General features: G+C 62.3%; 30 protein-coding genes. 12 read left to right on the forward strand and 18 right to left on the reverse strand.

The features are described 5' to 3' along the window. Positions 1–198: 198 nt before the first annotated feature. The 5 genes from ABIC09_RS25340 to petA all read right to left on the reverse strand — a co-directional run bounded on the left by ABIC09_RS25340 (position 199) and on the right by petA (position 4,239). Positions 199–447 (reverse strand): type II toxin-antitoxin system RelE/ParE family toxin, encoded by a 249-nt coding sequence (locus ABIC09_RS25340; RefSeq protein WP_354111037.1) that lies wholly within the window; start codon positions 445–447, stop codon positions 199–201. 40 nt (positions 448–487) lie between these two features. Next, on the reverse strand, positions 488–703 hold the full coding sequence (locus tag ABIC09_RS25345) for a hypothetical protein (RefSeq protein WP_354110967.1): 216 nt from the start codon (positions 701–703) through the stop codon (positions 488–490). A 56-nt stretch (positions 704–759) separates the two neighbouring features. Continuing rightward, the gene (locus tag ABIC09_RS25350) at positions 760–1,434 is read right to left on the reverse strand and encodes a dienelactone hydrolase family protein (RefSeq protein WP_354110968.1); all 675 of its coding nucleotides are present in this window, start codon (positions 1,432–1,434) and stop codon (positions 760–762) included. A 148-nt stretch (positions 1,435–1,582) separates the two neighbouring features. Further along, a complete protein-coding gene (gene fbcH / locus ABIC09_RS25355; RefSeq protein WP_354110969.1) occupies positions 1,583–3,646 on the reverse strand; it encodes a cytochrome b/c1 in 2,064 nt (687 codons plus the stop codon). A 62-nt stretch (positions 3,647–3,708) separates the two neighbouring features. Beyond that, positions 3,709–4,239: a ubiquinol-cytochrome c reductase iron-sulfur subunit gene (gene petA, locus ABIC09_RS25360; RefSeq protein WP_148750101.1), complete on the reverse strand. Its 531-nt coding sequence runs from the start codon at positions 4,237–4,239 to the stop codon at positions 3,709–3,711. A gap of 278 nt (positions 4,240–4,517) precedes the next feature. Between petA and ABIC09_RS25365 the strand changes: the two genes are divergently transcribed. From ABIC09_RS25365 to ABIC09_RS25390, 6 genes are all read left to right on the forward strand, one after another. After that, positions 4,518–4,976 carry a tRNA (cytidine(34)-2'-O)-methyltransferase gene (locus ABIC09_RS25365; RefSeq protein WP_354110970.1) on the forward strand — a complete coding sequence of 153 codons (459 nt, stop codon included), beginning with the start codon at positions 4,518–4,520 and terminating at the stop codon, positions 4,974–4,976. Positions 4,977–4,994: 18 nt separating this feature from the next. Continuing rightward, positions 4,995–5,627 carry a 7-carboxy-7-deazaguanine synthase gene (gene queE / locus ABIC09_RS25370; protein ID WP_354110971.1) on the forward strand — a complete coding sequence of 211 codons (633 nt, stop codon included), beginning with the start codon at positions 4,995–4,997 and terminating at the stop codon, positions 5,625–5,627. Between the two features lie 17 nt (positions 5,628–5,644). Then, positions 5,645–6,010, forward strand: coding sequence for a 6-pyruvoyl trahydropterin synthase family protein (locus tag ABIC09_RS25375; RefSeq protein WP_354110972.1), 366 nt, complete (start codon positions 5,645–5,647; stop codon positions 6,008–6,010). Between the two features lie 4 nt (positions 6,011–6,014). After that, positions 6,015–6,914 carry an oxygen-dependent coproporphyrinogen oxidase gene (gene hemF, locus ABIC09_RS25380; protein WP_354110973.1) on the forward strand — a complete coding sequence of 300 codons (900 nt, stop codon included), beginning with the start codon at positions 6,015–6,017 and terminating at the stop codon, positions 6,912–6,914. After that, on the forward strand, positions 6,905–7,645 hold the full coding sequence (locus ABIC09_RS25385; RefSeq protein ID WP_502917701.1) for an HAD family hydrolase: 741 nt from the start codon (positions 6,905–6,907) through the stop codon (positions 7,643–7,645). Before hemF ends, ABIC09_RS25385 begins: the two co-directional genes overlap by 10 nt. Positions 7,646–7,958: 313 nt before the next feature. Then, positions 7,959–8,171 carry a YodC family protein gene (locus ABIC09_RS25390; RefSeq protein ID WP_354033672.1) on the forward strand — a complete coding sequence of 71 codons (213 nt, stop codon included), beginning with the start codon at positions 7,959–7,961 and terminating at the stop codon, positions 8,169–8,171. A 130-nt stretch (positions 8,172–8,301) separates the two neighbouring features. Here the strand turns inward: ABIC09_RS25390 and ABIC09_RS25395 are convergent, their stop codons facing one another. Both ABIC09_RS25395 and ABIC09_RS25400 read right to left on the reverse strand, forming a co-directional pair. Further along, a complete protein-coding gene (locus ABIC09_RS25395; protein WP_354110975.1) occupies positions 8,302–9,279 on the reverse strand; it encodes an ABC transporter substrate-binding protein in 978 nt (325 codons plus the stop codon). 234 nt (positions 9,280–9,513) lie between these two features. After that, complete coding sequence (locus tag ABIC09_RS25400) at positions 9,514–10,044, reverse strand: DUF2380 domain-containing protein (RefSeq protein WP_148750116.1); 531 nt, start codon at positions 10,042–10,044, stop codon at positions 9,514–9,516. Between the two features lie 299 nt (positions 10,045–10,343). Here ABIC09_RS25400 and ABIC09_RS25405 point away from each other — a divergent pair, with 299 nt between their 5' ends. After that, a complete protein-coding gene (locus ABIC09_RS25405; RefSeq protein WP_354110976.1) occupies positions 10,344–12,125 on the forward strand; it encodes an adenylate/guanylate cyclase domain-containing protein in 1,782 nt (593 codons plus the stop codon). 195 nt (positions 12,126–12,320) lie between these two features. Here the strand turns inward: ABIC09_RS25405 and ABIC09_RS25410 are convergent, their stop codons facing one another. Beyond that, a complete protein-coding gene (locus tag ABIC09_RS25410; protein ID WP_354110977.1) occupies positions 12,321–12,755 on the reverse strand; it encodes a MerR family transcriptional regulator in 435 nt (144 codons plus the stop codon). 51 nt (positions 12,756–12,806) lie between these two features. Between ABIC09_RS25410 and ABIC09_RS25415 the strand changes: the two genes are divergently transcribed. Genes ABIC09_RS25415 through ABIC09_RS25425 form a run of 3 tightly spaced genes read left to right on the forward strand, consistent with a single transcriptional unit; the run spans position 12,807 to position 13,714 of the window. Beyond that, positions 12,807–13,187 carry a mercuric transporter MerT family protein gene (locus tag ABIC09_RS25415; RefSeq protein ID WP_354110978.1) on the forward strand — a complete coding sequence of 127 codons (381 nt, stop codon included), beginning with the start codon at positions 12,807–12,809 and terminating at the stop codon, positions 13,185–13,187. A gap of 13 nt (positions 13,188–13,200) precedes the next feature. Beyond that, the gene (merP, locus tag ABIC09_RS25420; protein WP_354110979.1) at positions 13,201–13,485 is read left to right on the forward strand and encodes a mercury resistance system periplasmic binding protein MerP; all 285 of its coding nucleotides are present in this window, start codon (positions 13,201–13,203) and stop codon (positions 13,483–13,485) included. 4 nt (positions 13,486–13,489) lie between these two features. Next, positions 13,490–13,714: a GDCCVxC domain-containing (seleno)protein gene (locus ABIC09_RS25425; RefSeq protein ID WP_354110980.1), complete on the forward strand. Its 225-nt coding sequence runs from the start codon at positions 13,490–13,492 to the stop codon at positions 13,712–13,714. A 178-nt stretch (positions 13,715–13,892) separates the two neighbouring features. Here the strand turns inward: ABIC09_RS25425 and ABIC09_RS25430 are convergent, their stop codons facing one another. From ABIC09_RS25430 to ABIC09_RS25445, 4 genes are all read right to left on the reverse strand, one after another. After that, positions 13,893–14,339 (reverse strand): methyltransferase family protein, encoded by a 447-nt coding sequence (locus tag ABIC09_RS25430; RefSeq protein WP_354110981.1) that lies wholly within the window; start codon positions 14,337–14,339, stop codon positions 13,893–13,895. Positions 14,340–14,466: 127 nt separating this feature from the next. After that, the gene (locus ABIC09_RS25435) at positions 14,467–14,676 is read right to left on the reverse strand and encodes a hypothetical protein (protein ID WP_354110982.1); all 210 of its coding nucleotides are present in this window, start codon (positions 14,674–14,676) and stop codon (positions 14,467–14,469) included. 246 nt (positions 14,677–14,922) lie between these two features. Then, positions 14,923–15,117 (reverse strand): hypothetical protein, encoded by a 195-nt coding sequence (locus tag ABIC09_RS25440; RefSeq protein ID WP_354110983.1) that lies wholly within the window; start codon positions 15,115–15,117, stop codon positions 14,923–14,925. A gap of 540 nt (positions 15,118–15,657) precedes the next feature. After that, the gene (locus ABIC09_RS25445) at positions 15,658–16,518 is read right to left on the reverse strand and encodes a L,D-transpeptidase (RefSeq protein ID WP_354110984.1); all 861 of its coding nucleotides are present in this window, start codon (positions 16,516–16,518) and stop codon (positions 15,658–15,660) included. 826 nt (positions 16,519–17,344) lie between these two features. Here ABIC09_RS25445 and ABIC09_RS25450 point away from each other — a divergent pair. Then, the gene (locus tag ABIC09_RS25450; protein WP_354033684.1) at positions 17,345–17,590 is read left to right on the forward strand and encodes a DUF3551 domain-containing protein; all 246 of its coding nucleotides are present in this window, start codon (positions 17,345–17,347) and stop codon (positions 17,588–17,590) included. A 526-nt stretch (positions 17,591–18,116) separates the two neighbouring features. On the opposite strand, the gene ABIC09_RS25455 is transcribed toward ABIC09_RS25450, so the two are convergent. Next, a complete protein-coding gene (locus tag ABIC09_RS25455) occupies positions 18,117–19,190 on the reverse strand; it encodes a TauD/TfdA family dioxygenase (RefSeq protein ID WP_354110985.1) in 1,074 nt (357 codons plus the stop codon). 206 nt (positions 19,191–19,396) lie between these two features. Between ABIC09_RS25455 and ABIC09_RS25460 the strand changes: the two genes are divergently transcribed. Next, complete coding sequence (locus tag ABIC09_RS25460) at positions 19,397–20,218, forward strand: outer membrane protein (protein ID WP_354110986.1); 822 nt, start codon at positions 19,397–19,399, stop codon at positions 20,216–20,218. Positions 20,219–20,271: 53 nt separating this feature from the next. Here the strand turns inward: ABIC09_RS25460 and ABIC09_RS25465 are convergent, their stop codons facing one another. From ABIC09_RS25465 to ABIC09_RS25485, 5 genes are read right to left on the reverse strand one after another with little or no spacing between them, the layout of a single operon-like run. Further along, complete coding sequence (locus tag ABIC09_RS25465; protein WP_148755632.1) at positions 20,272–21,042, reverse strand: sulfite exporter TauE/SafE family protein; 771 nt, start codon at positions 21,040–21,042, stop codon at positions 20,272–20,274. Further along, positions 21,039–22,307, reverse strand: a complete 1,269-nt coding sequence (locus tag ABIC09_RS25470; RefSeq protein WP_354110987.1) for a CCA tRNA nucleotidyltransferase — start codon at positions 22,305–22,307, stop codon at positions 21,039–21,041. Before ABIC09_RS25470 ends, ABIC09_RS25465 begins: the two co-directional genes overlap by 4 nt. 22 nt (positions 22,308–22,329) lie before the next feature. Then, positions 22,330–22,593, reverse strand: a complete 264-nt coding sequence (locus ABIC09_RS25475; protein ID WP_148755630.1) for a DUF6111 family protein — start codon at positions 22,591–22,593, stop codon at positions 22,330–22,332. Next, a complete protein-coding gene (locus ABIC09_RS25480) occupies positions 22,590–23,270 on the reverse strand; it encodes a CoA pyrophosphatase (protein WP_354110988.1) in 681 nt (226 codons plus the stop codon). Before ABIC09_RS25480 ends, ABIC09_RS25475 begins: the two co-directional genes overlap by 4 nt. After that, positions 23,267–23,878 (reverse strand): DUF1285 domain-containing protein, encoded by a 612-nt coding sequence (locus tag ABIC09_RS25485; RefSeq protein ID WP_354033691.1) that lies wholly within the window; start codon positions 23,876–23,878, stop codon positions 23,267–23,269. The genes ABIC09_RS25480 and ABIC09_RS25485 overlap by 4 nt, the downstream gene beginning before the upstream one ends. Between the last annotated feature and the right edge of the window lie 188 nt (positions 23,879–24,066).

Genomic DNA, 24,066 nt, shown 5'->3' on the forward strand with positions numbered 1-24,066 from the left:
ACAGGACAAACGATCAGGCCGCCGCGCTGTGCTGGCGACCTTCGACGATTCTGGGAAAAGAAATCGCACCGGCCACCTCTTAGGAGGTGCGCCACCAACGACGGGATGGGCCGGCTGCGGTGCTCATGGCCGGATACTCACCATGGCGCGGGGGCGGCGTCAAGGGTGGGCAGGCTCCCCCGTGGCAAGGTCGCCGGATCACAGCAGTTCGCCCGGTTTCGGCTCATCGCGCCTTCCATGACGCACATGGATAACCTCCAGCGCATCATTGGTAACGCGGTAATAGATCAGGTACGGGAATGGGACGATCGGAAACACCCGAACGCTGGTCATATCAGTCGCACGACCGAGGCCCGGATATTTCGCAAGCAATTGGCTGGCGGACCGGATACGTCGCACGACTGAGGTGGCAGCACGCTTGTCGTGCTGCGCGATATATTCATGAATTCGTCGATATCAGTGCGGGCACGCCGAGCGTACCGTAGCTTCACAGCCCGCACTTCTTCCAGAGCGCGGCCATTTCCTGATCGGTCGCGAATTCGCCCCGCTCGGCTTGCTCAAGTCCTTCAAGCACCGCCGCATGATGTTCGTCGGGCACAATGAACAGATCGCCGTCGTTGGCGACGATCTGTTCAAGCACCTCGGCGACGTAGGCTTGCTGATCTTCCGGCAGCCTCCTCACCTTTTCGATCACATCTTCCAAGACCTTTGTCATGGGCGGAATATATACCAACTGCAGGCAGAAAACGACCCGTTCTCCTACCCCAGATGCTTCCGGAAAAACTCCGTCGCCCTGCCCCAGGCGAGCTCGGCGGCTTCGCGGTCGTGCACGGCCTGGCGCTGCTCGTTGACAAAGGCGTGCTCGGCGTCATAGCGGAACAGCTCCAGCGACTTGCCGGCGGCCTTCATCGCCTTCTCGAAGCCGTTGACCAGCTCCGGCGTGCACCAATCGTCCTTGTTGGCGAAATGGGCCTGCAGCGGGATTTGGACGTCGGCGGGCTTGGCCGCCTGCTCCGGCGGGATGCCGTAGAACACGACGCCGGCGGCGAGCTCCGGCACGTGCACCGAGCCGATGATGGTGACGGCGCCGCCGAGGCAGAAGCCTGTTAGCCCGACCTTGGCGCCATTGCGCGACAGATATTGCGTGGCGCCGCGCACCGTCTGCGTGGTGGCGTCCATGAAGTCGAGCGAGTTCATCTCTTTGCCGGCCGCGTCAGTGTCGTGATACGGCACGACCTTGCCCTTGTAGAGATCGGGCGCCAGCGCATCGAAGCCCGCGAGCGCAAAGCGGTCGCACAGGCCCTTGATCTGGTCCGACAGTCCCCACCATTCCTGGATCACCACCACGCCCGGCGCATTGCCGCGTGCGGCATTGGCGAGATAGCCCGATGCGTCCTTGCCGTCCGGGCGCTTGAAGGTGATCGCTGTTCCCATGGTGTCCTCCGACGAGTTTCTGGGGAATGGTTGGGGTATTTTGGCGGCTGCGCGCGCGATAGGCAATCGCGCCAAACAACACACGCTCGTGTCCAACAAAAAGGCCCCCTTTTCGGGGGCCTTTTCATTCTCGTCTCGCGTGCGCGGCTCAGTGCGAGTCGGCCCAGACCTTCTTCTTGGTGAAGTACATCAGGAACGCGAAGATGATCAGGAACACGAACACCTGGAGGCCGAGGCGCTTGCGCGCTTCCATGTGCGGCTCGGCGGTCCACATCAGGAACGTGGTGACGTCCTTGGCATACTGCGCAACCGTCGCCGGCGAGCCGTCGTCATAGGTCACCTGGCCGTCGCTGAGCGGCTTCGGCATCTTGATGGCGTGGCCCGGGAAGTACTTGTTGTAGTAGGAGCCTTCCGGGATGGCCACGCCTTCCGGCGCCTTGTCCTCGAAGCCCTGGAGCACCGCCGCGACATAGTCCGGACCCTGCTCCTGGTACTGGCTGAAGAAGTCGATGATGAACATCGGGAAGCCGCGGCCATAGGAGCGCGCCTTGGTGATCAGCGACAAATCGGGCGGCGCTGCGCCGCCGTTCGCCGCGCGGGCTGCCTGCTCGTTCGGGAACGGCGAGGGAAAGTAGTCGGCCGGCCGGCCCGGACGCTCGAACATTTCGCCCTGGTCGTTCGGACCGTCCTTGATCTTGTAGTCGGAGGCAAACGCCGCCGCCTGCGCCACCGAATAGCCAGGGCCACCGGCTTCCGCGAGGTTGCGGAAGGCGATGTAGGACAGGCCGTGACAGTTGGAGCAGACCTCCTTGTAAACCTTCAGGCCGCGCTGGAGCGCACCGCGGTCATAGGTGCCAAAAGGGCCCGCGAACGACCACTTGTTGCCCGGCGGCTTGGTGCCGCCTTCCTCTGCGCGGACATCCTGCAAGGTGCCGACGAACAGCGCGCCGGCAGCGACAAGCGCGACCATGATAGAGGCCACGGCCTTGCCGCTCTTGGCGAGGATCGCCTCCGAGATCGAGTTCGGCACCGGCCGCGGCGTCTCGATGCGCGCGAGCAGCGGCAGCACGATCAGGAAGTAGGCAAAGTAGCAGACCGTCAGGACCCGGCCGGCGATCACGTAGATGCCTTCCGGCGGCTGCGCGCCGAGATAGCCGAGCAGGATGCAGACCACAACGAAGATCCAGAAGAACTGCTTGGCCAGCGGACGGTACTTCGACGACCGGGTCTTGGCGGCATCGAGCCAGGGCAGGAAGCACAGGATGATGATCGCCGAGAACATCGCGATCACGCCCGCGAGCTTGTTCGGGATCGAGCGCAGGATCGCGTAGAACGGCAGGTAATACCATTCCGGCACGATGTGCGGCGGCGTCACGCCCGGGTTCGCCGGAATGTAGTTGTCGGCGTCGCCGAGATAGTTCGGCATGTAGAAGATGAACCAGGCGTAGAGCAGCAGGAAGCAGGCAACGCCGAAGCCGTCCTTGATGGTCGCATGCGGCGTGAACGGCACCGTGTCCTTTTCCGTCTTCGGCTCGACGCCGTCAGGATTGTTCTGGCCGGCCACGTGCAGCGCCCAGACGTGGAGCACGACAACGCCCGCGATCAGGAACGGCAGCAGGTAGTGCAGCGAGAAGAAGCGGTTCAGCGTCGGGTTGCCGACCGAATAGCCGCCCCACAGCAGCGTCACGATGCTCTCGCCGACATAGGGAATGGCGGAGAACAAATTGGTGATGACGGTGGCGCCCCAGAAGCTCATCTGACCCCACGGCAGCACGTAGCCCATGAAGCCTGTCGCCATCATCAGGAGGTAGATGATGACGCCGAGGATCCAGAGCACCTCACGCGGCTCCTTGTAGGAGCCGTAATAGATGCCACGGAACATATGGACGTAGACCGCGACAAAGAACATCGATGCGCCGACCGCGTGCATGTTGCGGAGCAGCCAGCCGTAATTGACGTCACGGACGATCAGCTCGACCGACTTGAAGGCGAAATCGGCGTGCGGCGTGTAGTGCATCGCCAGGATCACGCCGGTCAGGATCTGCACCCCGAGCATGAAGGAGAGGATGGCGCCGAAGGTCCACCAGTAGTTCAGGTTGCGCGGGGTGGGATAGACGACGAAGGAGGAATGGACGAGACCCAGGATCGGCAGGCGCCGCTCGATCCATTGCAGGGCCGGATTGCTCGGCTGGTAGTCGGATGGTCCGCTCATGATGCGATCCTGAGGAAATAATACGACAAGACGGTTCGAGGCTTCGGACGCGGGTCCGAAGCTCAGCCGATCTGGATTTTGGTGTCGGAAACGAACTGGTACGGCGGCACCGGCAGGTTCGCAGGCGCGGGCCCCTGGCGGATGCGGCCGGACGAATCGTACTGCGAACCATGGCAGGGGCAGAAGAACCCGTCGTAATTGCCTTCATGGGCGATCGGGATGCAGCCGAGATGGGTGCAGATGCCGATCACGACCAGCCACTGGTCATGGCCGGACTTGACCCGGGCCTCGTCGGACTGCGGGTCGGGCAGGCTCGCCACGGGAACGGCGCGCGCCTCGTCGATCTGCTTCTTGGTGCGGTGGCTGATGTAGATCGGCTTGCCGCGCCAGAACACCTTGATGTCCTGCCCCTCGGCGACCGGGCTCAGATCGACCTCGATCGGCGCACCGGCGGCGATGGTCGAGGCGTCAGGATTCATTTGGGAGATAAAGGGCCAGAGCGCGGCCGCGCCCCCTACTGCTGCAGCTGCCCCCGTTGCAACGAATAAGAAATCACGGCGTGTCGGATGGTCCGCCGAAGACGCTGTCGTCACGATTCCAACCCTTTCTTCTTATGCTGCCGACGGAACCGCTCCGGGAGCCCCCAAGGTCCCCGGAACAGCCTGCCGGCGCCCGCGGCCCCCCGCGGCGGCAGAACTTGGCTAGTCCCCACCAAAACAAGGCGAAAACAGCAGTCCAGAATCGTTCTATTGGCACCCTTGCAGGACGAGCGCAAGCCCGCTAACCGCGCAGGAGCGTGCAATGCACGAATTCCGCGGCTGGCGATGTTTTATTGAAACATTTCCGACCCACAACCGACCGACCGCTGCTCATGCAGATCGCACTTTTCCAACCCGACATCCCCCAGAACACCGGCACGATTCTGCGCCTGTGCGCCTGTCTGGGCATCGCCGCCCACATCATCGAGCCGGCCGGCTTCCCGGTCTCCGACCGGCATTTCCGCCGGGCGGGAATGGACTACCTCGACCATGTCAGCATCGTCAGGCACGATTCCTGGTCGAAATTCGAGGAGTGGCGCGTGGGCCAAGGCAACCGCCTGCTGCTGTTCACCACCAAAGGTGCCACCGACTACCGCGATTTCCGTTACCAGATGTCTGACATCCTGCTATTCGGGCGCGAGAGCGCCGGTGTCACCGATGCGGTGGTCGAGGCCGCGGATGCGCGGCTGGTGATCCCGATCACGCCCGGGCTGCGGTCGCTCAATGTCGCCATGAGCGCGGCGATAGCCGCAGGCGAAGCGCTGCGGCAGGTCCGGAACCCGTTCGATTGATATGACAAGGAGAGACCAGTGAGTTACGCGGTCAAGGAAATCTTCCTGACCCTGCAAGGCGAAGGCGCCCATGCCGGGCGCGCGTCCGTGTTCTGCCGTTTTGCCGGCTGCAACCTCTGGAGCGGCCGCGAGGCCGACCGCGGCGAGGCCACATGTCAGTTCTGCGACACGGATTTCGTCGGCACCGACGGCACGCTCGGCGGCCGTTACGGCTCGGCTGCGGAACTCGCCGACACCATCGCGGCGCAATGGACCGGAGCGGCCTCCAACCGCTACGTGGTGCTGACCGGCGGTGAGCCCCTGCTGCAGGTCGATGACGCGCTAGTCGCGGCGCTCCATGTCCGCGGCTTCGAGATCGGCGTCGAGACCAACGGCACGGTCGCGCCGCCGGAGGGACTCGACTGGATCTGCGTCAGCCCCAAGGGCGGCAGCGAGCTGCTGCTGCGCCAGGGGCACGAGCTGAAGCTGGTCTATCCGCAGACCCTCGCTGCACCCGAGAGTTTCGAGAGCCTCGCCTTTGAGCGCTTCTCGCTGCAGCCGATGGACGGGCCCGAAATCGCAGAGAACACCGCGCGCGCGATCGACTATTGCCTGCGCCATCCGCAATGGCGGCTGAGCGTGCAGACGCATAAATCGCTCGGCATCAGATAGGACGGGTTGACGGACAGATGTGGGAATTGACGAAATCGTTCCGCTTCGAGGCGGCGCATTCGCTGCCGGGAACGACCTTTGGTGCTGCGAGCGAAGAGATCCACGGCCACTCCTTCCGCGCCGAGGTGACGGTGCGCGGCACGCCCGACCCTGCGACCGGCATGGTGGTCGATCTCGGCCTGCTCCAGCGCGCCATCGAGGAGGTGCGGCTAACGCTCGACCACAAGTTCCTCAACAAGATCGAGGCGCTCGGCACCCCGACGCTGGAAAATCTCTCGCGCTTCGTCTGGGAGCGGCTCGCCCATATCGGCAAGCTCACCCGCGTCAGCATCCACCGCGACAGTTGCAACGAGAGCTGCACCTATTACGGTCCGCAAGGCTGACGGCATGACATCCACATTGGACCCGAGCTTGATCGAAGACCGCAAGGCCCGCGCCCGCATCTGGTTCGAGCGCCTGCGCGACGACATCTGCGAAAACTTCGAGCGGCTCGAGGACGACGCGCCGCAAAACCTCTATCCCGGCGAGGCCGGCCGCTTTGCGCGCACGCCCTGGCAGCGCACCGATCACAGCGGGGCGGCCGGCGGCGGCGGCGTGATGTCGGTGATGTCGGGCCGCCTGTTCGAGAAGGTCGGCGTGCATTGCTCGACCGTGCATGGCGAGTTCGCGCCCGAGTTTCGCGCGCAGATTCCGGGCGCGGCTGAAGACCCGCGCTTCTGGGCCTCCGGCATCTCGCTGATCGCGCACATGCGCAATCCGCACGTACCGGCGGTGCACATGAACACGCGCTTCGTCGTCACCACCAAGGCGTGGTTCGGCGGCGGCGCCGATCTCACGCCGGTGCTCGACCGCCGACGCACGCAGGAGGACGCGGACACAATCGCCTTCCACGCCGCGATGAAGCAGGCCTGCGACCAGCCCAGCGGCGTTGCCGATTACGACAAGTACAAGAAGTGGTGCGACGAGTATTTTTATCTGCCGCACCGGAAAGAGGCGCGCGGCGTCGGCGGCATCTTCTACGACTGGCACGACAGCGGCGACTGGGATGCCGACCTCGCCTTCACGCAAGACGTCGGCCGCGCATTCCTGAAGATCTATCCCGACATCGTCAGGCGCAATTTCGCTAGCACCTGGACCACCGAGGATCGCGAGGAGCAATTGATCCGCCGCGGACGCTATGTCGAGTTCAACCTGCTCTACGACCGCGGCACCATCTTCGGCCTCAAGACCGGCGGCAATGTGGATTCGATCCTGTCGTCGCTGCCGCCGGAGGTGAAGTGGCCATGACCGTAGTGAAACCTCTCCCCCGCGCCATGCTGATCGACATGGACGACACCATCCTGTCGGCCTATGGCCGGCCCGAGATCGCCTGGAACACGATCGCGGAAGAATTCGCCGACGAGCTCGCGCCGCTGCCGCCGCGAGAGGTCGCCACGGCCGTGCTGGCCTATGCGCGGCAGTTCTGGTCGAGCGCGGAAGCTGCGTGGCGGATGAAGCTCGGCGAGGCGCGGCGGCTCACGGTGCGCGGCGGCTTCGCCGCGCTCGCCGCTAACGGCCATCGCGCCCTCTCCGACGATCTCGCCGCGCGCCTCGCCGACCGCTTCACCACCTATCGCGAGGAAGCGATCTTCGTTTTCCCGGGCGCGCATGATGCGATCGACGCGTTGAAGGCGCACGGCGTCAAGCTCGCGCTGGTCACCAACGGCGCCGCCGACATGCAGCGCGCCAAGGTCGAGCGCTTCGAGCTGACCCATCGCTTCGATCACATCCAGATCGAGGGCGAGCACGGCTTCGGCAAGCCGGAGGAGCGCGCCTATCTGCACGCGATGGAGGCGCTCGGCGTCGCCGCCGAGGACACCTGGATGATCGGCGACAATCTGGAATGGGAGGTCGTGACGCCGCAGCGGCTCGGCATCTATGCGATCTGGATCGACGTGCACGGCGACGGTCTGCCCGCAGGCTCGACCGTCAGGCCCGACCGCATCATCCGCTCGCTGACCGAGCTGGTGCCGGGCTGAAATCTCGAAAACAACCCCATGCACAGTAGGACGTGACCGCGAATTCAACAGCTTGCCGCCAAACAGAACATGACTGCTGATTTTACGAAATCAGTTGACGCGTCGGGCAAAACAGGCGCATGATGCCACCATCGCCGCGCCTGGGACGGAATAATCCTGAAGCGAATATCGAGCGATCTCCCACGCGAACTCTGCCATCGACGTTTCGCAGTCCACGCAAGCCGGCGCACTTCACGGGTCCATAGCCCGTGATCGGCGTGTCATCACGGCTTGCTAGGCTCCGCTCCCGTCGATCAACCCGAAAGGACCATTCATGGAACTGAAAACCGGCGACGTCGTAATGCTGAAATCCGGCGGCCAGCCGCTGACCGTCGCAGAGGTGAAGGGCGACGACATCGTCTGTCTCTGGATGGGCTCGGAGGGCGATCTGTTCCGCGAGACGCTGCCGCTGGCCACGCTCGAGCGCCTGGAAATCGACGACGAGGACGACGAAGACGAGGAAGAAGACGACGAGGACGACGAGTAGCCGCGCCTAGGACCGCATCCTCGTTAGATCGGAGCGCTTCGCTCCCGCCCCGATGTCCGCTTCTCTGCCAGCAACGGCGAAGAGCGGACATCGCTGGATGTCGCGGAAGGGCATCTGCTGATATGGCCTGCTATTCGATCACCTCGTCGGCGCGAGCGATCAGCACCGCTGGAATTTCGAGCCCGAGCGCCTTTGAGGTCTTGAGATTTATGACCATCTCAAACTTTACAGGTTGTTCAACCGGGATGTCGGCGGGCTTTGCGCCCCCGATAATTTTTGCCACGTAGCCGGCCGACCGGCGGTACATATCCGGAAAGCTCGGACCGTACGATAGCAGCCCTCCCTCTCTGACGAAGGCAGCGCCATACCAAATCGATGCCAATCGATAGCGTCCTGCCAACTCGATCAGTCGCTTGCGATTATAGTTCAGGAAGGGAGATGCCATCGTTACAAGCGCATCCGCGCCTTGTTCCTTCGCGTGCGCGAATGCACCGTCAAATTCGCCGGGATCAGCGACCTGTACGATCATTGGTTCAAGCTTGAGCGCACGCGCAGTCACCTGTACTTCAGCCACTCCGGCCTGCCCTACCTTCGGGTCGTGCAGGACCATGATCCTTGTAGCTGCTGGTACAGCCTCCTTCAACACTTCCACCCGTTTGGATTCCAAATCTGTGCCAGACATCGCCAAACCGGTGACATTGCCGCCGGGTCGGCTGAGGCTCTGAACGACTCCCGTCCCAATCGGATCACTGATGATTGCAAATACAATGGGCGTCTTGGTTCCAGTGGCGATGAGCGCAAGTGTCGCCTCTGAGCCGGCAGTGATGATGACGTCGAGATCGCGCTGTCCGAGAGCTGCTGCCAGCTCTTTGACGCGGTTTGGATCGCCTTCGCCCCACAGGTAATCAACCTCAATCGTTCTGCCCTCTACAAGACCATTCTCGAGCAGACCTTGTTTGAACCCTGCGATCTGCCGAGGATCGAAGGCGCCCGGGCTACCAACACCTAAGTATGCGACGCGGGCGATATGATCGTTCTTCGATTGAGCGCGCGCCGGCAAAGGCAACGCTGCGGCGCCAAGGCCGGCTACGAAATCGCGTCGTCTCATGTTAACCTCGCGGAATAAAGGCCTCGCGAAACGCCTATCGCAGCCCAGGTGCTGGGGCAACCATCCATGGCTCTCAGCTCAGGCGCTGACAGGGTCCGATGTCCGAATGGGTCAAAATGCGAAATACTCGACCTGCGCAAATCTAGTCCGCCATGCCTCACTCAGCGGACCTCGACGAGGTGCGCCGCTACTTCGCTGATGGGCCAGCAGCGGACTAACGGTGCCATGCACAGTCTATTGCTGCGATGTGCTTTCAAGCAGCCGGTCGCGAACCTCCTCCGATACAAAGCGCTCCACCCGCTGCCATGCCTCGTCGTTGTCGCCGCGGAACTGGAAGTATTTCCTAAACAGGATGCGCTGGGATTTTGTATCGATAGCAACGGTCTGCGCAAACTGCACCAGCGTGCTCATCTTATGAAAGCCGCCGATGATCAGGATCTGTGCGCCGTCCTGTGACGCCGCGCGCAGCCGATCGCGCAACGTCGGTCCATCGGTCGGACAATTTGAAGCGCAGGAGGACGGCACAAGCTCAAAACGGTGGTCCGCCGTGACATCGTCCCGCAGCGCGGTCATGAAGGCCCGCAATCGCTTTTCATGCACGGCCGTCTGATCGGTTGGCTCGTTCGACGTGTCTTTATATTTGAAATCGTCGACGGAGACAGCCAGGGCGTGGCCGGGGGTCTCGGCGGATGCTTCCGAGATGAGGCTGGATCCCAGGAACAGAGCGGCTGCGGAAACAGCGTGCAGGATTGAGCTGCGGCGCATAGCGATGCTCCTCCGCCGAATCCATCTTAGCAGATCGTTTCTTTCCGTCTCCTGTCGAAGAAATTAATCCTTGGTAACGCTACGCGGCCGTCCATGGCAGCGCGGCGGTCTGCGACGGCGAGCAATGGGCAAAGCTTTTCTTAGGCGCGCGCCCGGATTTTGGGCTGAACGGGCAACCGATTGGAGGCCATTCCGATTGATCAAGCCGCTACTATTGCCTTCTTCGGGAACTCGATTGAGTGGTCGTGGCGCGGCAGCCGGATTTGTCGTAGAACGTGCAGGTCGAAAGGTCTGTATTCATGGCGCAAGAGCGGCCGTCGCGGGTCGAGCGCAGATTGTCGGCGATTTTGGCCGCCGACGTGGCGGGCTATTCGCGGCTCATGCACCATGACGAGGAGGGTACGCATGCCAAACTAATGACGCTCCTAGTGGAGGCTGTATACCCAGCAATCGCCGAGCACGGTGGCCGCGTCGTGAAGAACACAGGCGATGGGTTTTTGGCGGAGTTTGCCAGCGCGGTAGAGGCGGTTAGAGCTGCGATGCAGTTCCAGACCCGGACTCACGAACTTACGATCGACGAGGCCAAAGACGATCGCATTGCCTTTCGGGCGGGGATCAATATAGGCGACGTAATAGTTGAGCCGCATGACATTTTTGGGGACGGTGTGAACATTGCGGCGCGGCTTGAAAGCATCGCAGAGCCAGGTGGTATCTGCATCTCGTCTTCCGTGCATGATCACGTCAGAGGTAAAATCGGCGTTGAGTTCGCTGATTTGGGCGAGCAGAACCTCAAAAACATCGCCCTTCCGGTCCGGACTTATGCAGTGGTCCGGGATGGGCCAAGCTCCGCGACACAGGTTGAACGCGCAAGCCAGGGCCCGCTTTCAACGCCGCGTCTTTCAATCGTCGTGCTGCCTTTCGTCAACCTCAGTGGTGACCCCGAGCAGGATTACTTTGTCGATGGTGTAACCGAGAGTTTGACCACGGACTTGTCGCGCATCAGTGGTTCATTTGTAAACAGTGCCGTCTCATACAAGGGTAGACCAGTCGATGTACGGCAAGTCGGCCGCGAATTAAACGTTCGCTACGTATTCGAAGGTTCAGTGCAACGCAGTGGCAAGCGGCTTCGGATGAACGTGCAGTTGATCGATGCCAGGAGCGGCCAGCATCTTTGGGCCGAGCGCTTCGAGAAACCTGTCGTCAACCTGTTCGACATGCAGGACGAAATCGTATCGAGGCTCGCCAATACATTAGGTGCGCAGCTCATCGTGGCTGAGGCGCGACGAGCCGAGCGTACGCTGCATCCCGATGCGATGGACTTGTACTTCCAGGGCCGGGCCTGGTTGATGAAGGGGTTTAGCCCTGAAGACGTAACGCAGGCGCGGAGTTTCTTCGAACGCGCTCTGGAGTTCGACCCCGGCAACGTCGAAGCAATGATTGGCCTGGCGACTGTTGATACGGCAATTGGGTCCAGCTTTACCACGGATGATGGGCCTGCGCGGTTTGCAGCGGCTGAGGCGATGGTGAATAAGGCATTGTCGATCAGGCCGAACTATACTTCAGCCCACTCGGCGCGGGGTTGGGTCCAGATCTTTACGAACCGGGCCGCCCAAGGCATCCGTGAATTCGAGCATGCGTTGGCGCTGGACTCGAATAGGGCCAACTCTCATGCCGCCCTTGGTTTTGCCAAATTCTATTTGGGTCGCGCTGCCGAGACCGAAGGCCATATACGCGAGGCTTTACGTCTCTCCCCTCGCGACGTTGAAGCCTACCAGTGGACGTGTTTTGTGGGCGTGGCGAAGCTACAGCTTGTTTTGGACGTCGAAGCCGTCAATTGGCTACGACAAAGCACTGAGGCGAACCGCAACTTTCCTATCGCTCATTTGTCGCTCGCCGCAGCGTTGGGCCTGACCGGCGCGCTCGATGAGGCGCGAACTGCTGCGAGAACGGGACTTGCGCTCAACTCAGGTTTCACCATCCGTCGTTTTGTCGCTGCTCAACAAAGTGACAACCCGGCTTTTCTTGCCGGGCTCAAGCGCACGTGTGAAGGCTTTCGCCTCGCTGGCGTGCCGGAAGGGTGATGGGCGCTTCCGGTCAGAAGCCGACTTCAGCGCGTTCCTGCCCTACGCCCGCTTTGGGTCAAAATGCGAAGAACTCAACGTGAGCAAATCTAGTCCGCCATGCCTCAACAAGCGGACCTCAACAAGGTGCGCCGCTACTTCGCTGATGGGCCATCGGACTTGCGCAGCCCGACGCGCGTCAAACATCGGCCGAGCCTAGGCGCTCTGCCTGCCGGCATCGAGAATGTCGAGCACCGGGCAGTCGGGCGTAGCGCCGTCGGAGCATTGCGCGACCGTATCTGCCAAGATGGCTTCAAGCTTGACAAGATCCGAGAGTTTATTGCGAACGTTCGCCAGATGCGTGCTGGCAATCTTGTGCACATCGGCACACGAAGCGCGCTCCGGCCCTCCTAAGACCAGCAAGGCGCGAATCTCCTCGAGAGTGAATCCGAGGTCGCGGGAACGCCGGATGAAAGCCAATGTGCGTTTTTCGGCTGGTCCGTATGCCCGTCGACCGCTTGCGGTTCGGGGCGGCGCCGGCAACATTTTGATCCGCTCGTAATAGCGGATGGTCTCAATGTTCACGCCGCTATCCCTGGACAGCTCACCAATTGAGATGCTTTCGGCTCCCGAAGGCGTGATGGTGCGCATGAAATAGTCCTTGATCCTGTAGTCGCTACAGGATGCATGGTTTAGCCCATCATGATCAAGCAAGCTGATCACATCGCCGACGATCGGCGGCAAACCCTCATGGCGGCCGGCGGCCTTGTTGGGGCCCTCGCGGCTTCGTCGTGTTGCATCTTGCCCCTCGCCCTGTTCGGTCTTGGGGTCAGCGGAGCATGGATCGGGAACTTCACTCGGCTTGCCCCCTACCAGCCGTACTTCCTCACCGCGACACTTGCGTTCCTCGGGTACGGCTATTGGCTGGTCTACCGATCCTCAATGCGCGCCTGCGCCGATGGCGAGGCCTGCGCGCGCCCGTTGCCAAATCGTCTCGTCAAAACGGGCCTCATCCTCGCAACCATTCTCGTCGTCGCCGCGCTCGCCCTCGACTTCATCGCACCGCTCTTTCTCAATTCGTAACCGGAGATTCCCAATGAACAAGATCCTCGCCCTCGCGGCCTGTGCCGCCGCCATCATCGCCTCACCAGCAGCGATGGCCGCCGACAAGACGATCACCTTGGCCGTGAACAATATGGATTGCGCGGCCTGCCCCTCCATCGTCAAAGGTAGCCTCGAAGCCGTGCCCGGTGTTGCCAAGGTTGCTGTGTCCTTCAAGGACAGGACGGCAACGGTCATCTATGACGACGCCAAGGCCGATGTGAACCAACTGACATCGGCGACCACGAAGGCGGGTTATCCGTCCGCGCCCAAGAGCTGATCCGATGCTGCTTCAATCGACCATCACCTGTCCGCACTGCGCCGCCGCGAAATCGGAGACCATGCCGACCGATGCCTGCCAGTTCTTCTATGAATGCACCGGCTGCGGCACAAAGCTGAAGCCCAAGTCGGGCGATTGCTGCGTGTTCTGCTCCTACGGCTCGGTGCCGTGTCCGCCGATCCAGGCGGTGCGCTCCGGTGAACCGGGTGCGGCCGCCTGCTGTGCATAACAGGCGATGACCAACGCGCCGATCCAAACCACTCGCGACTGGCTCGGCAGCGTGCACACCAGCTTGCTGGCGTGGTGGATGCCTAAGATTACGGTGACACGATTACGGCGTCAGTGCCGGACTGCACCGTAATTCCGGCTTGAGGATATCCGCTCACTGCGCACGCACGGCCGGCGTCTCACAGCCAGCGCCGCACCCGCGCGACATAGTCATCATAGGCCGTGCCGAACTGGCGGCGCATTTTGGCCTCCTCGAAGGGGATGTGGACCCAGTTGACGGTCGCGAAGACGGCAACGGGCGCGATGAACATCGGCCAGGCGCCGATCCATATTGCAATGCCGAGAGCGAGAGTGACGAGGCCCAAATACATCGGGTTGCGGGTGAAGCGGTAGGGACCGCGCGTGACGAGTTTGCGGTTGGTCGGCGACACCGGATTGATTTCGGTATCCTCGCTCCGGAACAGGAGGAAAGCCAGGACGGGCGGGATGAACGCAAGTCCCACCAACGCCAGTCCCAGCGCTGGCAACGGCAGGCCAGGAATTGCCGGCCAGTGCAGTAACCAGCTCAGCGCGACACAGAGCAGGATGAAGATCAACGTCCAAACTGGCGGAGCGAGCTTGAGCATGATTGAGCCACCTCAACCGGACGGTCCGATAATATCTCATTCGCCACAGATGAGGGCTATCACGGTGCACCGTAATTCCAATCACTGCAACGTCACGGCTCTGCCAGAAGCGAACTTCCGAGATCACTCAACGCTGGTGCGTTCCGGTTGGCGGCTTACGGGAGTATGTCTTTGGGTCAACCAGCGCGGCGAAACCAGCGGCAAGAGAAACGACCGCGACAAACAGGACGGTGATGGGGTCAATAAACAAATACAGAACCGCCGCGATTGACGTCAGCAGCAGAGCGGGGCCGATCAGTACGGGGTGCGATCTAAACCAGTCCAGCACCTTGAACATGAGCGTATCGCCTCGCTGATGGGCCCACGACAATACCAGATTTGCCGTTCTTCTCACTACGAAGAACGTTCAAAATCGCCTCAATCGCTCACTTAGCCTACGGCCGCGGTTTCCGTTTCGGGTCATTCGCGTCGGTTTGGCCGGACCTTGGCGACTTCGGGTCTATCCGGGTGAACGAAATTCTCGGAGCTGGTGGGCATATCTCAAACGGGCCACAAGCCGACCTTATCCGCCTGCCTCGTTTCATCACGGAGCGCCAAAGCCTATCTTGCGGCAAGCCATCCACAAGCGGTGCAGATCATCGTCCGATGGAGCATCCGAATGGTCCATGCCGGTTTCAATGCACGCATTCTTCAGTTCTCTGTATTGCGGCGATCCGTAGAAATAGAGACCTACAAGCAGTGCGAGCGCCAAGCCTATACCCATCATCGCGCGCTGCATCAGCGTTCGCCGTCGGTCATGAGTTGGGCCATTTGTTGACGTGACGTGCAAGTAGAACCACTGCGCACATCGCCGCTATAGAAATCGCGAAAGACAGGGGCACTATTGGAAACGCTCGCGACGAGCTTCCGCTCACAAACAGGTACTGCAGCGTGATTGCTGTCAGCTTCCAAACAAAAAACCAAAGGATCCCAATGCCCGCAGCAGCGATCAACGTATAACCAGCGCCACCCGGCCTCGGGGAGGTCGAGCTTGCTTCGACCGGAGCTATTGCTTGCTCGCTTGTTGAGCTGTCGGCAGCAATGGGCGCTCGTAGCAGCAAGAATGCCAATGCCGCGAAGAGGGCGATGATCCCGACCGCAAGGGTTAGAAGCGCCAAACCCATTTTACCGACCTTCCTCGCGACCTCACACGCGGCTTACATCATCGTTTGGTTGCGTGTACGCTGCATGTCAACCGATCGCGCCGCAGACGCTCAATTTTAGATAAACATCGGCTTGACCGCTTCGGGTAGTTGCAGACCGGGGAAGAGGGATTGAGTTACCGGGCCTCGGCGATCTTCGGTTCAGAAGACAGCATCTGCGCGTTGGTTGCCGAGGGCCGGTTCGACGGCGATGCCGGGTCTGGCGATCGGAGCGCGGCGTCGGGCGGCGCTTCCTGGGAGGGTCGACGGGCAGCGGTTGCCGGAAGCACGATCACCTTCGCTCCGACTTTCACCCGCTCATAGAGATCCGCGACGTCCTCGTTGGTCAGCCGGATACAGCCGGACGAAACCCGCTTCCCGATCGTGTCGGGCTTGTTGGTGCCGTGAATTCTATACTCGGTCTCGCCCAGATACATCGCCCGGGCGCCGAGCGGGTTGCCGGGACCGCCTGCCATAAACCGCGGCAGATAAGGCTGACGCACAACCATCTCTGCAGGCGGACGCCAATCCGGCCATTCTGTCTTACGCGCCACGGTCTGCTCACCGGACCATGCGAAACCTTCGCGGCCAACACCGATGCCGTAGCGCATCGCTTGTGCGTCGTTCAGGACGAAATAAAGGAATGTGTTCTTGGTATCGATGATCACGGTCCCCGGCGTCTGGTGGCTGGCGTAGTCAACCACCTGCCGAACAAATGCTCCGGGACCGTCAGCGGCCTTTGGTGGTTCGACCGGAGGCGCCGGAGCAGGAATCGGAGCTGGGGCTGGCGCTGATGCATGAACCGGCGTTGACACGTAAACCGGAGTTGACGACGCCAGGGCCTGGTGCGCGGAGGGTTTTCGTATCGGTGGCACGCTCGCCGGGCGAGACAGCAAGCTGTACCCCAATGCGGCGACGGCCACGGCGCCGATTGCAACTCTGCCGACCATTGGGAGTGCGAGTGTCTCTGCCTTTCCACGTTTGGCCCGCTTGCTCATATCTTTCCCCCAGATCACTGCCTGGAAGACGTACCCAGCAAAATTTAACAAACTTCGAAGCGATTCCGCTCAGACTGGAACCGTTAAGCGCCGTTAACGCCAACTCTTGTTCGATCGAACAGGACTTGACGGTCCCGCTCCATAGCGAGGGCGCGAGGTGGACGACGCGCTTCTGACGGACTGCAAGATGCGCGTACGGATGTCCGGTGGGGCGGTCCGAACAATCTGAAGACGCCCTCATAGGAAAGAAGCTGCCGAGCGCAACTCGGCAGTCTCCTTTTTCTTGTCAGATCACGCGGCGAGGATGTCAGCGACCGGTGGGATCGTTGCTCCTGCCGGGACGAAGCGTCTGGGGCCCGCCCTGGCCGCTGTTGGTGCCTCCATCGGATCCGGCCCCGGCACTGCCAGCGCCGCCGCCCATGCCGGTTGTGCCGCTGCCCGATCCGTTACCGGCCGCGGACCCGGCTCCTCCCACGCCAGCGGCGCCTGTTCCAGCGGCCGCACCTGCGCCGGCTCCTCCGGCTCCTCCACCTGCACCGTTGCCGCCCGCCTGCGCGTGGGCGAAACCGATCGACGCAGCGGCCAGCAACGCGCACATGGCCATTGAGAAAATCGTCTTTCGCATTCTTCAACTCCGTTTGAGGTCGACGTGTGCTCGTCAACCGAGGCCGCATGTGGGGCGTTCCTAAAAACTGATGATTCAGCTTTCGCAATTCATCAGGAACGATGTCGTGTAACGCTGGATTGATCCTTGCGGCTGGGGCGACAATTCGTTAGCCACATTCAGCCACGGCGATCGCCGTTCGGCTGACTGATGGAGTATCTCATGCGGATCGCCGCGCTGGTTGTCTTCATGGTCGCGGGGCTTGCTCCCGCAGCGCACGCAGAGCGTGACTATCCCTGGTGCGTCTTTGGCGGCGAGCTCGGCGCTCCCGGCGAGTGCATGTATGTGACGCGAGAACAGTGCCTGGCCTCGGCGTCCGGACGGTGGAACACCTATTGCGATGTCAACCCACGCGTGCGGTTCAAGCTGCAGCAGCCGGCTCCGCCCCGGACGCCCCGAACGCGCTGATCACGGCAACGCTGATCGGAGTGCTCGGCTCCGGCTCCCCTAATGTCCGCTTCTCTGCCCGCAACCGCGTACGCGCGGACGTCAATCCAACGGTACGTCCAGACTGGTCCCTTCGGTCATGATGCCGGGGATGTGAGCAGTCGTGAAGCCGTTATCCCTTGGGGCTCAGCGGCCGAGCGTTACGTACGGAGCGAAGGGCAGCTGGAGAAAAAGCGATGCGTTCCATTTTGGCCTTGAGCCTTTTGATCGCCCTGTGCGGCGTTGCGAACGCGGCGCCGGTACATCACGCCCACCGGCACGCTGTCGTTCACTCCCAACAGGGCATGTTCGCACCAGGTCCCGCTTCGAGCTTTGCCTACGCGCCACCGCCGCCGCCGGCCCAATTCCGGTCCACCCCCTCCTGTGACAAGCCTGAACCGTATTACGGCGCTTGTCAGGGTTATGCGCCTGGCGAAAAGGAGCGATTTCTGGCCACCGTGCACAGCCCGTAATGCTCGAGGCGAGCGACGTCGTCTGACTTCGACCATCAATCCAACGGCACGTTCAGACTGGCACCTTTGGTGATGATGCCGCCACGGTTGCCGATCTCGATCGAACCATAGCGCTGCTTGAAGCAATCGGGCAGCGGCCGGTCACCTTCCATGCTGAGCCAGAGGCGCAGCAAATGACGCTTCTGGCTTGCATTGGGCCAATCACGAAATCCGGTCCGGTCATGCAGCAAGGCATGATTGTAGACGAACTGCATGTCACCCGGCTGAAGCCGCATGCCAAAATGCAGCGTGGTATCATTTGCGAGCGCGTCGAACAGATCGAGCGCCTCGACGTGAGCCGGCGTCAGTCTCGGCGCATCGGCAAAGCGCTGCGCACTGTCGATATACTGGCGCTGATAGAACCCGGTCAGGAATCCCGCGTGCCAATTCAGCACCGGGATCTCGAGATACGGCTTTTCGTTCTCGGGCACCTCGCCGCGCCGGTCGGTCGCGATGGGATCAAACAGGAGCGCGGCAAGGTCGGGACGCCTCTCGAGCATCTCGTTGTAGATGGTCGACGTGCTGACGAGGAGAGAATCGCCTCCCTCCATGGCTTCGCGAATGCATAACAGTCCCACCACGTCGGAGGAATCCGTGTGGAACGTTTGCCGTTCCGACGTCTGATAAATCCGAGTGTTCGGATCCCTGGCATCGGCGCCGGTGTCACGGACGTGACCGAGAATGTGACCCGCCGCATTCTGGGACCGCGCCGACCCCAGATGCGCGCCCACCCCGCAGAATATCGTGGCGGCAAACTCCTGGCTGTAGTTTGCCACCGGGAGGCCGCGGATGACTTCGAAGCCGAGGCCGGCCAGCAGCCTTGTCTTGAGCCCTTCCAGGTGCGCGCCGAAGCGAGGAAGCGGAAAGCTGTCCCTGGTGATATCGGCGATCTCTTTGCTTCTGCCGAGATAGGATTCAGCCGCGTTCTCAAGTTCCGTGATCTCGCTGGCCGCAAGCGATATCAGCCATCGATCAGGATTGGCCTTCATCTCGGCGCCTCGCCAGGCCGACGGGATATCGATTTTCCCTGGAGGGCGATTGATCCTGTCGGGCGCTGAGACCGCATTCATCGTGGTGGCTCCTGAGATTGATCGCCAGGTAAGACGTCGGAACTTCAATTTCGCAGCTCAATCCTTCAACCGCACCATACACCGAGCAAGGGGCGGCCCGCTCACCGAGAGGGGATTGCACTATTTCACAAGGTGTTGCCTGAAGTGCACAGGTATCGTCCCGTGCTTGTGGTTAGATAAGCCCACGGGGTAACGGGAGATGGTCCGTGCAGACGTGGGTTCCTGCTGCTATCGCCACGATTTTGATCGCTGGTTCGGCCAACGCGGCCGATCTCGCGCCTGTGTACAAGGCGCCTGCGGGAGCGGCACCGGTCGCCTACAGCTGGTCCGGGTTCTACCTGGGCGGGAACGTGGGCGTCATATGGAGCGACCGGCGGGTGGACCCCGTGTCATTCACGACCACCGGCGTTGACTTTTCCGGGCGCCAGGCCGTTGGCCAATTTCCGAGCTTCGACGTCGGCAATACCGCTTTCACCGGCGGGGGTCAGGTTGGATACAATTTCCAATTCGGGTCAAATTGGGTCGCAGGTATTGAAGCCGACATCAACTACAGCGGCCTGAAGAAGACCGACACGCGCGTGTTCCCGGCGACCCCTTTCATCGGCGGCGGCATCATCGACGCCAATACCGAATCCGCGACACAAAAGCTGGGCTGGCTCGGGACCGTACGCGGTCGCCTCGGGTTCACAACCCTGAACAACAGGCTGCTTGCGTTCGTGACCGGCGGCCTGGCCTATGGCAAGGTCGATGACAGCATCTATACCATTGGCGTGCCAAACGGCGCTGGCCCGTTTCTGATCAGCGCCAGCTCGGCGGCGGTTCGCGTCGGGTGGACGGCGGGTGGCGGCCTGGAATACGCATTTGCCAACAACTGGAGGGCCAAGTTCGAATACCTCTACTACGATCTTGGCACGCAAAACCTCACCCTGGATTACGCCCCGGTTCCGGGCGATGCGGGCAATACGATCACGTACCGATTTCGTAATAACGGCAATCTGGTGCGCGTCGGCCTGAACTACAACTTCTAGAGATGAACGGGGCGTTCGGCGGCCGCTGCACGAACGCCAATCGGGCCGGCCATCTACGTGACCAGCTGCCTCGCCGCCGCGGAGATCATCACCAGCCCGCCGGTGATCACGGCGACATCGAGGATCGCGGTGTGGATGTGCACCGGCATCCGCTCCACGAAGGCCTTTGCCATGAACGCGCCGGGGATGGCGATGCCGCCGATCAGGAGCGCGAAGGCGAGCACCTGCGCGGTGACGGCGCCGGCGAGGCCGAACACCGAGATCTTGATCAGACCGGTGCCGAGCGAGATCATCGCATCGGTCGCGATCACGGCGGCGCCTTCGAGACCCGCGGCCATCAAGAGCGAGAGCAGGATCACGCCCGAGCCTGACGTGCCGCCGACCAGCACGCCGTAGCCGACGGAGCCTGCGGCGAGACCGGTGTCGCCGATCTTGACCTCGCGGCGGCGCAGCACACGGCGCAGCGGCACGCTCAGGATCAGCATGGTGCCGATCACGAGTGCAGCTCCGGCATTGGTGAGGCGTGTATAGCCGTAGGCGCCGAGCGCGGTGGTCAGCGCCGCGCAGGCCAGCACGATCAGCGCACGGCGGCGATCGGCATAGCGGAGATAGGCAACCGCACGGCTGGAATTGGTGAAGAGTGCGGAGATCGCGATGATCGGCACCACCGGCTCGGCACCGACCAGCGGCACCAGCACCAGCGGCATCAACGCGCCGGTGCCGTAACCGGCAAGACCACCGATGATCGAGGCAAACAACGCCATCAACGCGACCAGCAGAAGCTGAAACATCGAGATGTCGGCGAAGCCTGAGACGATGGTCACGTTCTCTCATCGCGGCTGATGCGTGCCGCAGCTTGATCGGCGATGGAAGCGAGTGCGGCCTCGTCTAGTGGAAAATCCGCCGCAAGCCAAGCGTCCTCGGCGAGTGTCAACACATGTCCGAGCGCTGGTCCCTCGGCCATGCCGCGCGCAATGAAGTCGGCGGCGCGCAGCGGGAATTTCGGCGCGGTCCAGCGTTGCGGCAGCTCCGCGAGCTCGCGCCAGCGCGACGAGGTCACGTCGCCGCCGGCCCTCGCCCAGCCCAGCAACACACGGTCGTGATAGCGCTCAGGCCCCAGCCGGTAGAGGAGCCGCCGTGCATTGGCCTCGTTCTTGGTGGCGAAGCGCCACCAGCGATGGCCCATCGAATCCAGCGCCTTGGCCTCGGCATTGGAGAGCCTCAAGCGCATGGCGACACGCTTGGCGTCTTCGGTCACGGCCACCGTCAGCGCGGCGAGACGGCGCGTTACGCTTGGCGGCAAGCGCAGCTCTTGCTCGATCGCGATCATCGCCGTCAGTGGCCCGGCATAGGCGACACCACCGGTCAGCGTTTGCAGCAATCCGGCATCGGCCATCGCGAGCGTGGCTGCGGATGCGCCGCCCGCCACCAGCAATTTCAGCATCTCCATGCGCACGCGCTCGGCCGACAGGGCGGCAAGGCCCGCGCGCCCGCGGATGCAGGCGAGATAGCCGTCGCGATCGGGCTCGCCGGCGCCGAACGCGGCATGGATGCGGAAGAAGCGCAGGATGCGCAAGTAATCCTCGGCGATGCGCTGGTCGGCGTCGCCGATGAAGCGCACGCGCCGCGCTCTCGCATCCGCGATGCCGCCGACATAATCGTAGACGACGCCGTTCGCGTCGACCGACAGGCCGTTCATGGTGAAGTCGCGCCGCTCGGCGTCCTTCACCCAGTCGCGGCCGAAGGCAACCCTGGCCTTGCGGCCGAACGTTTCGGTATCCTCGCGCAGCGTCGTGACTTCGTAAGGCACGCTGTCGATGACCAGCGTGACGGTGCCGTGGTCGATGCCGGTCGGCACGCACTTGATGCCGGCAGCTTTCGCGCGCCGGACCACCTCGTCGGGGCGCGCCGTGGTCGCGATATCCGTATCGCCCGGCGGCAGGCCGAGCAGCGCGTTGCGGACGGTACCGCCGACCACGCGCGCCTCCTCGCCATCGGCGTTAAGCAGTTGCAGGACGCGCGCGGTCCCGCCCGCGGTCAGCCAGGGCGCACCGGCAAGGACCGGCTCAAGGATCGGCTCCGCGCTCATTGTCCAGCCCTTATCTTTCCATTCAGCTGTCCCTGCCCGGCACGAGCTTGCCATGCTCGATGTGGGCGGGAATGTAGGTCGAGTTCGGTGCGGCGCCGGAGAAATGCGCCAGCCCGATCAACCCGGCGATGACAAGCACCAGCGCCACCAGGATGAGGCGCGCGACGACGGTGATCGGCCACGACGATTGCACGAACAGGCCGGATCGCGTGGCGGCCAGGAACAGCGCATAGACGGCAAAGGGGATGAGGAAGATTCCGATCTCGGTCAGAACCGGCCGGATCATGACGAATAGATCCGCTCATACAGCACACGCAGCATTCCGGCCGTCGCACCCCAGATGTAGCGCTCTGCAAACGGCATCGCATAGTAAAACCGCTCCATGCCGCGGAATTCCTTGCTGTGCACCTGGTGGTTCACCGGATTCATGAGGAAGGATAGCGGCACTTCGAATGCGTCATCAACCTCGGAATGATTGATCGTGAGCTGAAAACCCGGCCGCACCCTGGCGACCGTCGGCAGGATGCGGAAGCCGAACGCGGTGCCATAGAGATCGAGATAGCCGATCGGCTCGACGAAATCTCTGGACAGCCCGACCTCCTCCTCGGCCTCGCGCAGCGCGGCGTCGAGCGGCGAGGAATCGGTCGCGTCGATCTTGCCGCCGGGAAAGGCGATCTGGCCGGCGTGATCGTTGAGGTTCGTCGAGCGCTGCGTCAGCAGGATGGTCGGCGCGGGATGGTCGACCACCGCGATCAGGACGGCTGCGGGGCGCACCGGCTGCTCGCGCGCGACGATCTCGAGCATCTTGTCGGTGCCGGGATCGCCGGAGGCCGGAATGATGTTCGGGTCAAACAGGCCGGGCGGAACGTCGAAGCCGAGCTTCGCCCTGGAGCGGGCGAAGAAATCCGCCGCGCCGAAAGCGACGGGCTCGCTCTTCTCGCTTCTGGAGATAGGCTTGTTCAAAGTGCGGCCCTCACCTGCTCCGCGTCGGCCATGGCGAAGAACTCGCCGGCCGACTCGACGCCGAACATCGGCTGGCCATCGACCATCCGCTCCTCGCCCATGTCAACCAGATCGTAATAGAGCGCGCGGGTGACCTTGGCCCAGAGATCGGCGCGGACATGCAAGTATGGCGTCAACCCGCCGTCCCTGGCCTGCTCGAAGCGCAGCCGGTGCGCGGCATCGCAGGTGACCCAGTCGTCGACATTGGTGCGGAAGCTCAGCACGCGATGGTTGTCCTCGCCGCTCTTTTGCATCTCGACCGCCATGAACGGCGCGTCGTCGACGCGGATGCCGACCTTCTCCACAGGCGTGACGAGGAAATGCTTGTCGTCCTCGCGCTTGAGAATGGTCGAGAACAGGCGCACCAGCGCATGACGCCCGATTGGCGTGCCCATGTAGAACCAAGTACCATCGGACGCGATTCGGATGTCGAGATCGCCACAAAACGGCGGATTCCACAAATGCACCGGAGGCAGGCCCTTTTTGGCGCCTTCGGCACTGGCAGCAGTTTTGGCGGCGGCAGTCAGCCCCTCAAGACCGCGATCGGCGCTCTGCCCTTGGTTCGCCATGGTTTGCCCTGACTTTGTCATTTCGCACGTATGTCGTTTGGCACGATTGGTGCAAGTCTGATTTGTAAGTCTACGTTGCAGATCAGTGCGCGGTTCCACCCCGCATTAGTCCGGTGTGGAGGTCGCCACTTCGTGATGCCCTACATAACCCTAAGCCGATAAGGTGGGGATAGGTTAATTCAACGAAT

Source organism: Bradyrhizobium sp. S3.12.5 (assembly GCF_040548225.1).
GTDB lineage: Bacteria > Pseudomonadota > Alphaproteobacteria > Rhizobiales > Xanthobacteraceae > Bradyrhizobium > Bradyrhizobium cytisi.

What these genes read in the sequence shown, in the direction of transcription:
- ABIC09_RS25350 (WP_354110968.1), bottom strand. Translation starts at nt 1,434, where the DNA reads ATGGGAACAGCGATCACCTTCAAGCGCCCGGACGGCAAGGACGCATCG.
- fbcH (WP_354110969.1), bottom strand. Translation starts at nt 3,646, where the DNA reads ATGAGCGGACCATCCGACTACCAGCCGAGCAATCCGGCCCTGCAATGG.
- ABIC09_RS25365 (WP_354110970.1), top strand. Translation starts at nt 4,518, where the DNA reads ATGCAGATCGCACTTTTCCAACCCGACATCCCCCAGAACACCGGCACG.
- ABIC09_RS25375 (WP_354110972.1), top strand. Translation starts at nt 5,645, where the DNA reads ATGTGGGAATTGACGAAATCGTTCCGCTTCGAGGCGGCGCATTCGCTG.
- hemF (WP_354110973.1), top strand. Translation starts at nt 6,015, where the DNA reads ATGACATCCACATTGGACCCGAGCTTGATCGAAGACCGCAAGGCCCGC.
- ABIC09_RS25390 (WP_354033672.1), top strand. Translation starts at nt 7,959, where the DNA reads ATGGAACTGAAAACCGGCGACGTCGTAATGCTGAAATCCGGCGGCCAG.
- ABIC09_RS25395 (WP_354110975.1), bottom strand. Translation starts at nt 9,279, where the DNA reads ATGAGACGACGCGATTTCGTAGCCGGCCTTGGCGCCGCAGCGTTGCCT.
- ABIC09_RS25400 (WP_148750116.1), bottom strand. Translation starts at nt 10,044, where the DNA reads ATGCGCCGCAGCTCAATCCTGCACGCTGTTTCCGCAGCCGCTCTGTTC.
- ABIC09_RS25405 (WP_354110976.1), top strand. Translation starts at nt 10,344, where the DNA reads ATGGCGCAAGAGCGGCCGTCGCGGGTCGAGCGCAGATTGTCGGCGATT.
- ABIC09_RS25410 (WP_354110977.1), bottom strand. Translation starts at nt 12,755, where the DNA reads ATGCGCACCATCACGCCTTCGGGAGCCGAAAGCATCTCAATTGGTGAG.
- ABIC09_RS25415 (WP_354110978.1), top strand. Translation starts at nt 12,807, where the DNA reads ATGATCAAGCAAGCTGATCACATCGCCGACGATCGGCGGCAAACCCTC.
- merP (WP_354110979.1), top strand. Translation starts at nt 13,201, where the DNA reads ATGAACAAGATCCTCGCCCTCGCGGCCTGTGCCGCCGCCATCATCGCC.
- ABIC09_RS25425 (WP_354110980.1), top strand. Translation starts at nt 13,490, where the DNA reads ATGCTGCTTCAATCGACCATCACCTGTCCGCACTGCGCCGCCGCGAAA.
- ABIC09_RS25430 (WP_354110981.1), bottom strand. Translation starts at nt 14,339, where the DNA reads ATGCTCAAGCTCGCTCCGCCAGTTTGGACGTTGATCTTCATCCTGCTC.
- ABIC09_RS25435 (WP_354110982.1), bottom strand. Translation starts at nt 14,676, where the DNA reads ATGTTCAAGGTGCTGGACTGGTTTAGATCGCACCCCGTACTGATCGGC.
- ABIC09_RS25440 (WP_354110983.1), bottom strand. Translation starts at nt 15,117, where the DNA reads ATGCAGCGCGCGATGATGGGTATAGGCTTGGCGCTCGCACTGCTTGTA.
- ABIC09_RS25445 (WP_354110984.1), bottom strand. Translation starts at nt 16,518, where the DNA reads ATGAGCAAGCGGGCCAAACGTGGAAAGGCAGAGACACTCGCACTCCCA.
- ABIC09_RS25450 (WP_354033684.1), top strand. Translation starts at nt 17,345, where the DNA reads ATGCGGATCGCCGCGCTGGTTGTCTTCATGGTCGCGGGGCTTGCTCCC.
- ABIC09_RS25455 (WP_354110985.1), bottom strand. Translation starts at nt 19,190, where the DNA reads ATGAATGCGGTCTCAGCGCCCGACAGGATCAATCGCCCTCCAGGGAAA.
- ABIC09_RS25470 (WP_354110987.1), bottom strand. Translation starts at nt 22,307, where the DNA reads ATGAGCGCGGAGCCGATCCTTGAGCCGGTCCTTGCCGGTGCGCCCTGG.
- ABIC09_RS25475 (WP_148755630.1), bottom strand. Translation starts at nt 22,593, where the DNA reads ATGATCCGGCCGGTTCTGACCGAGATCGGAATCTTCCTCATCCCCTTT.
- ABIC09_RS25485 (WP_354033691.1), bottom strand. Translation starts at nt 23,878, where the DNA reads ATGGCGAACCAAGGGCAGAGCGCCGATCGCGGTCTTGAGGGGCTGACT.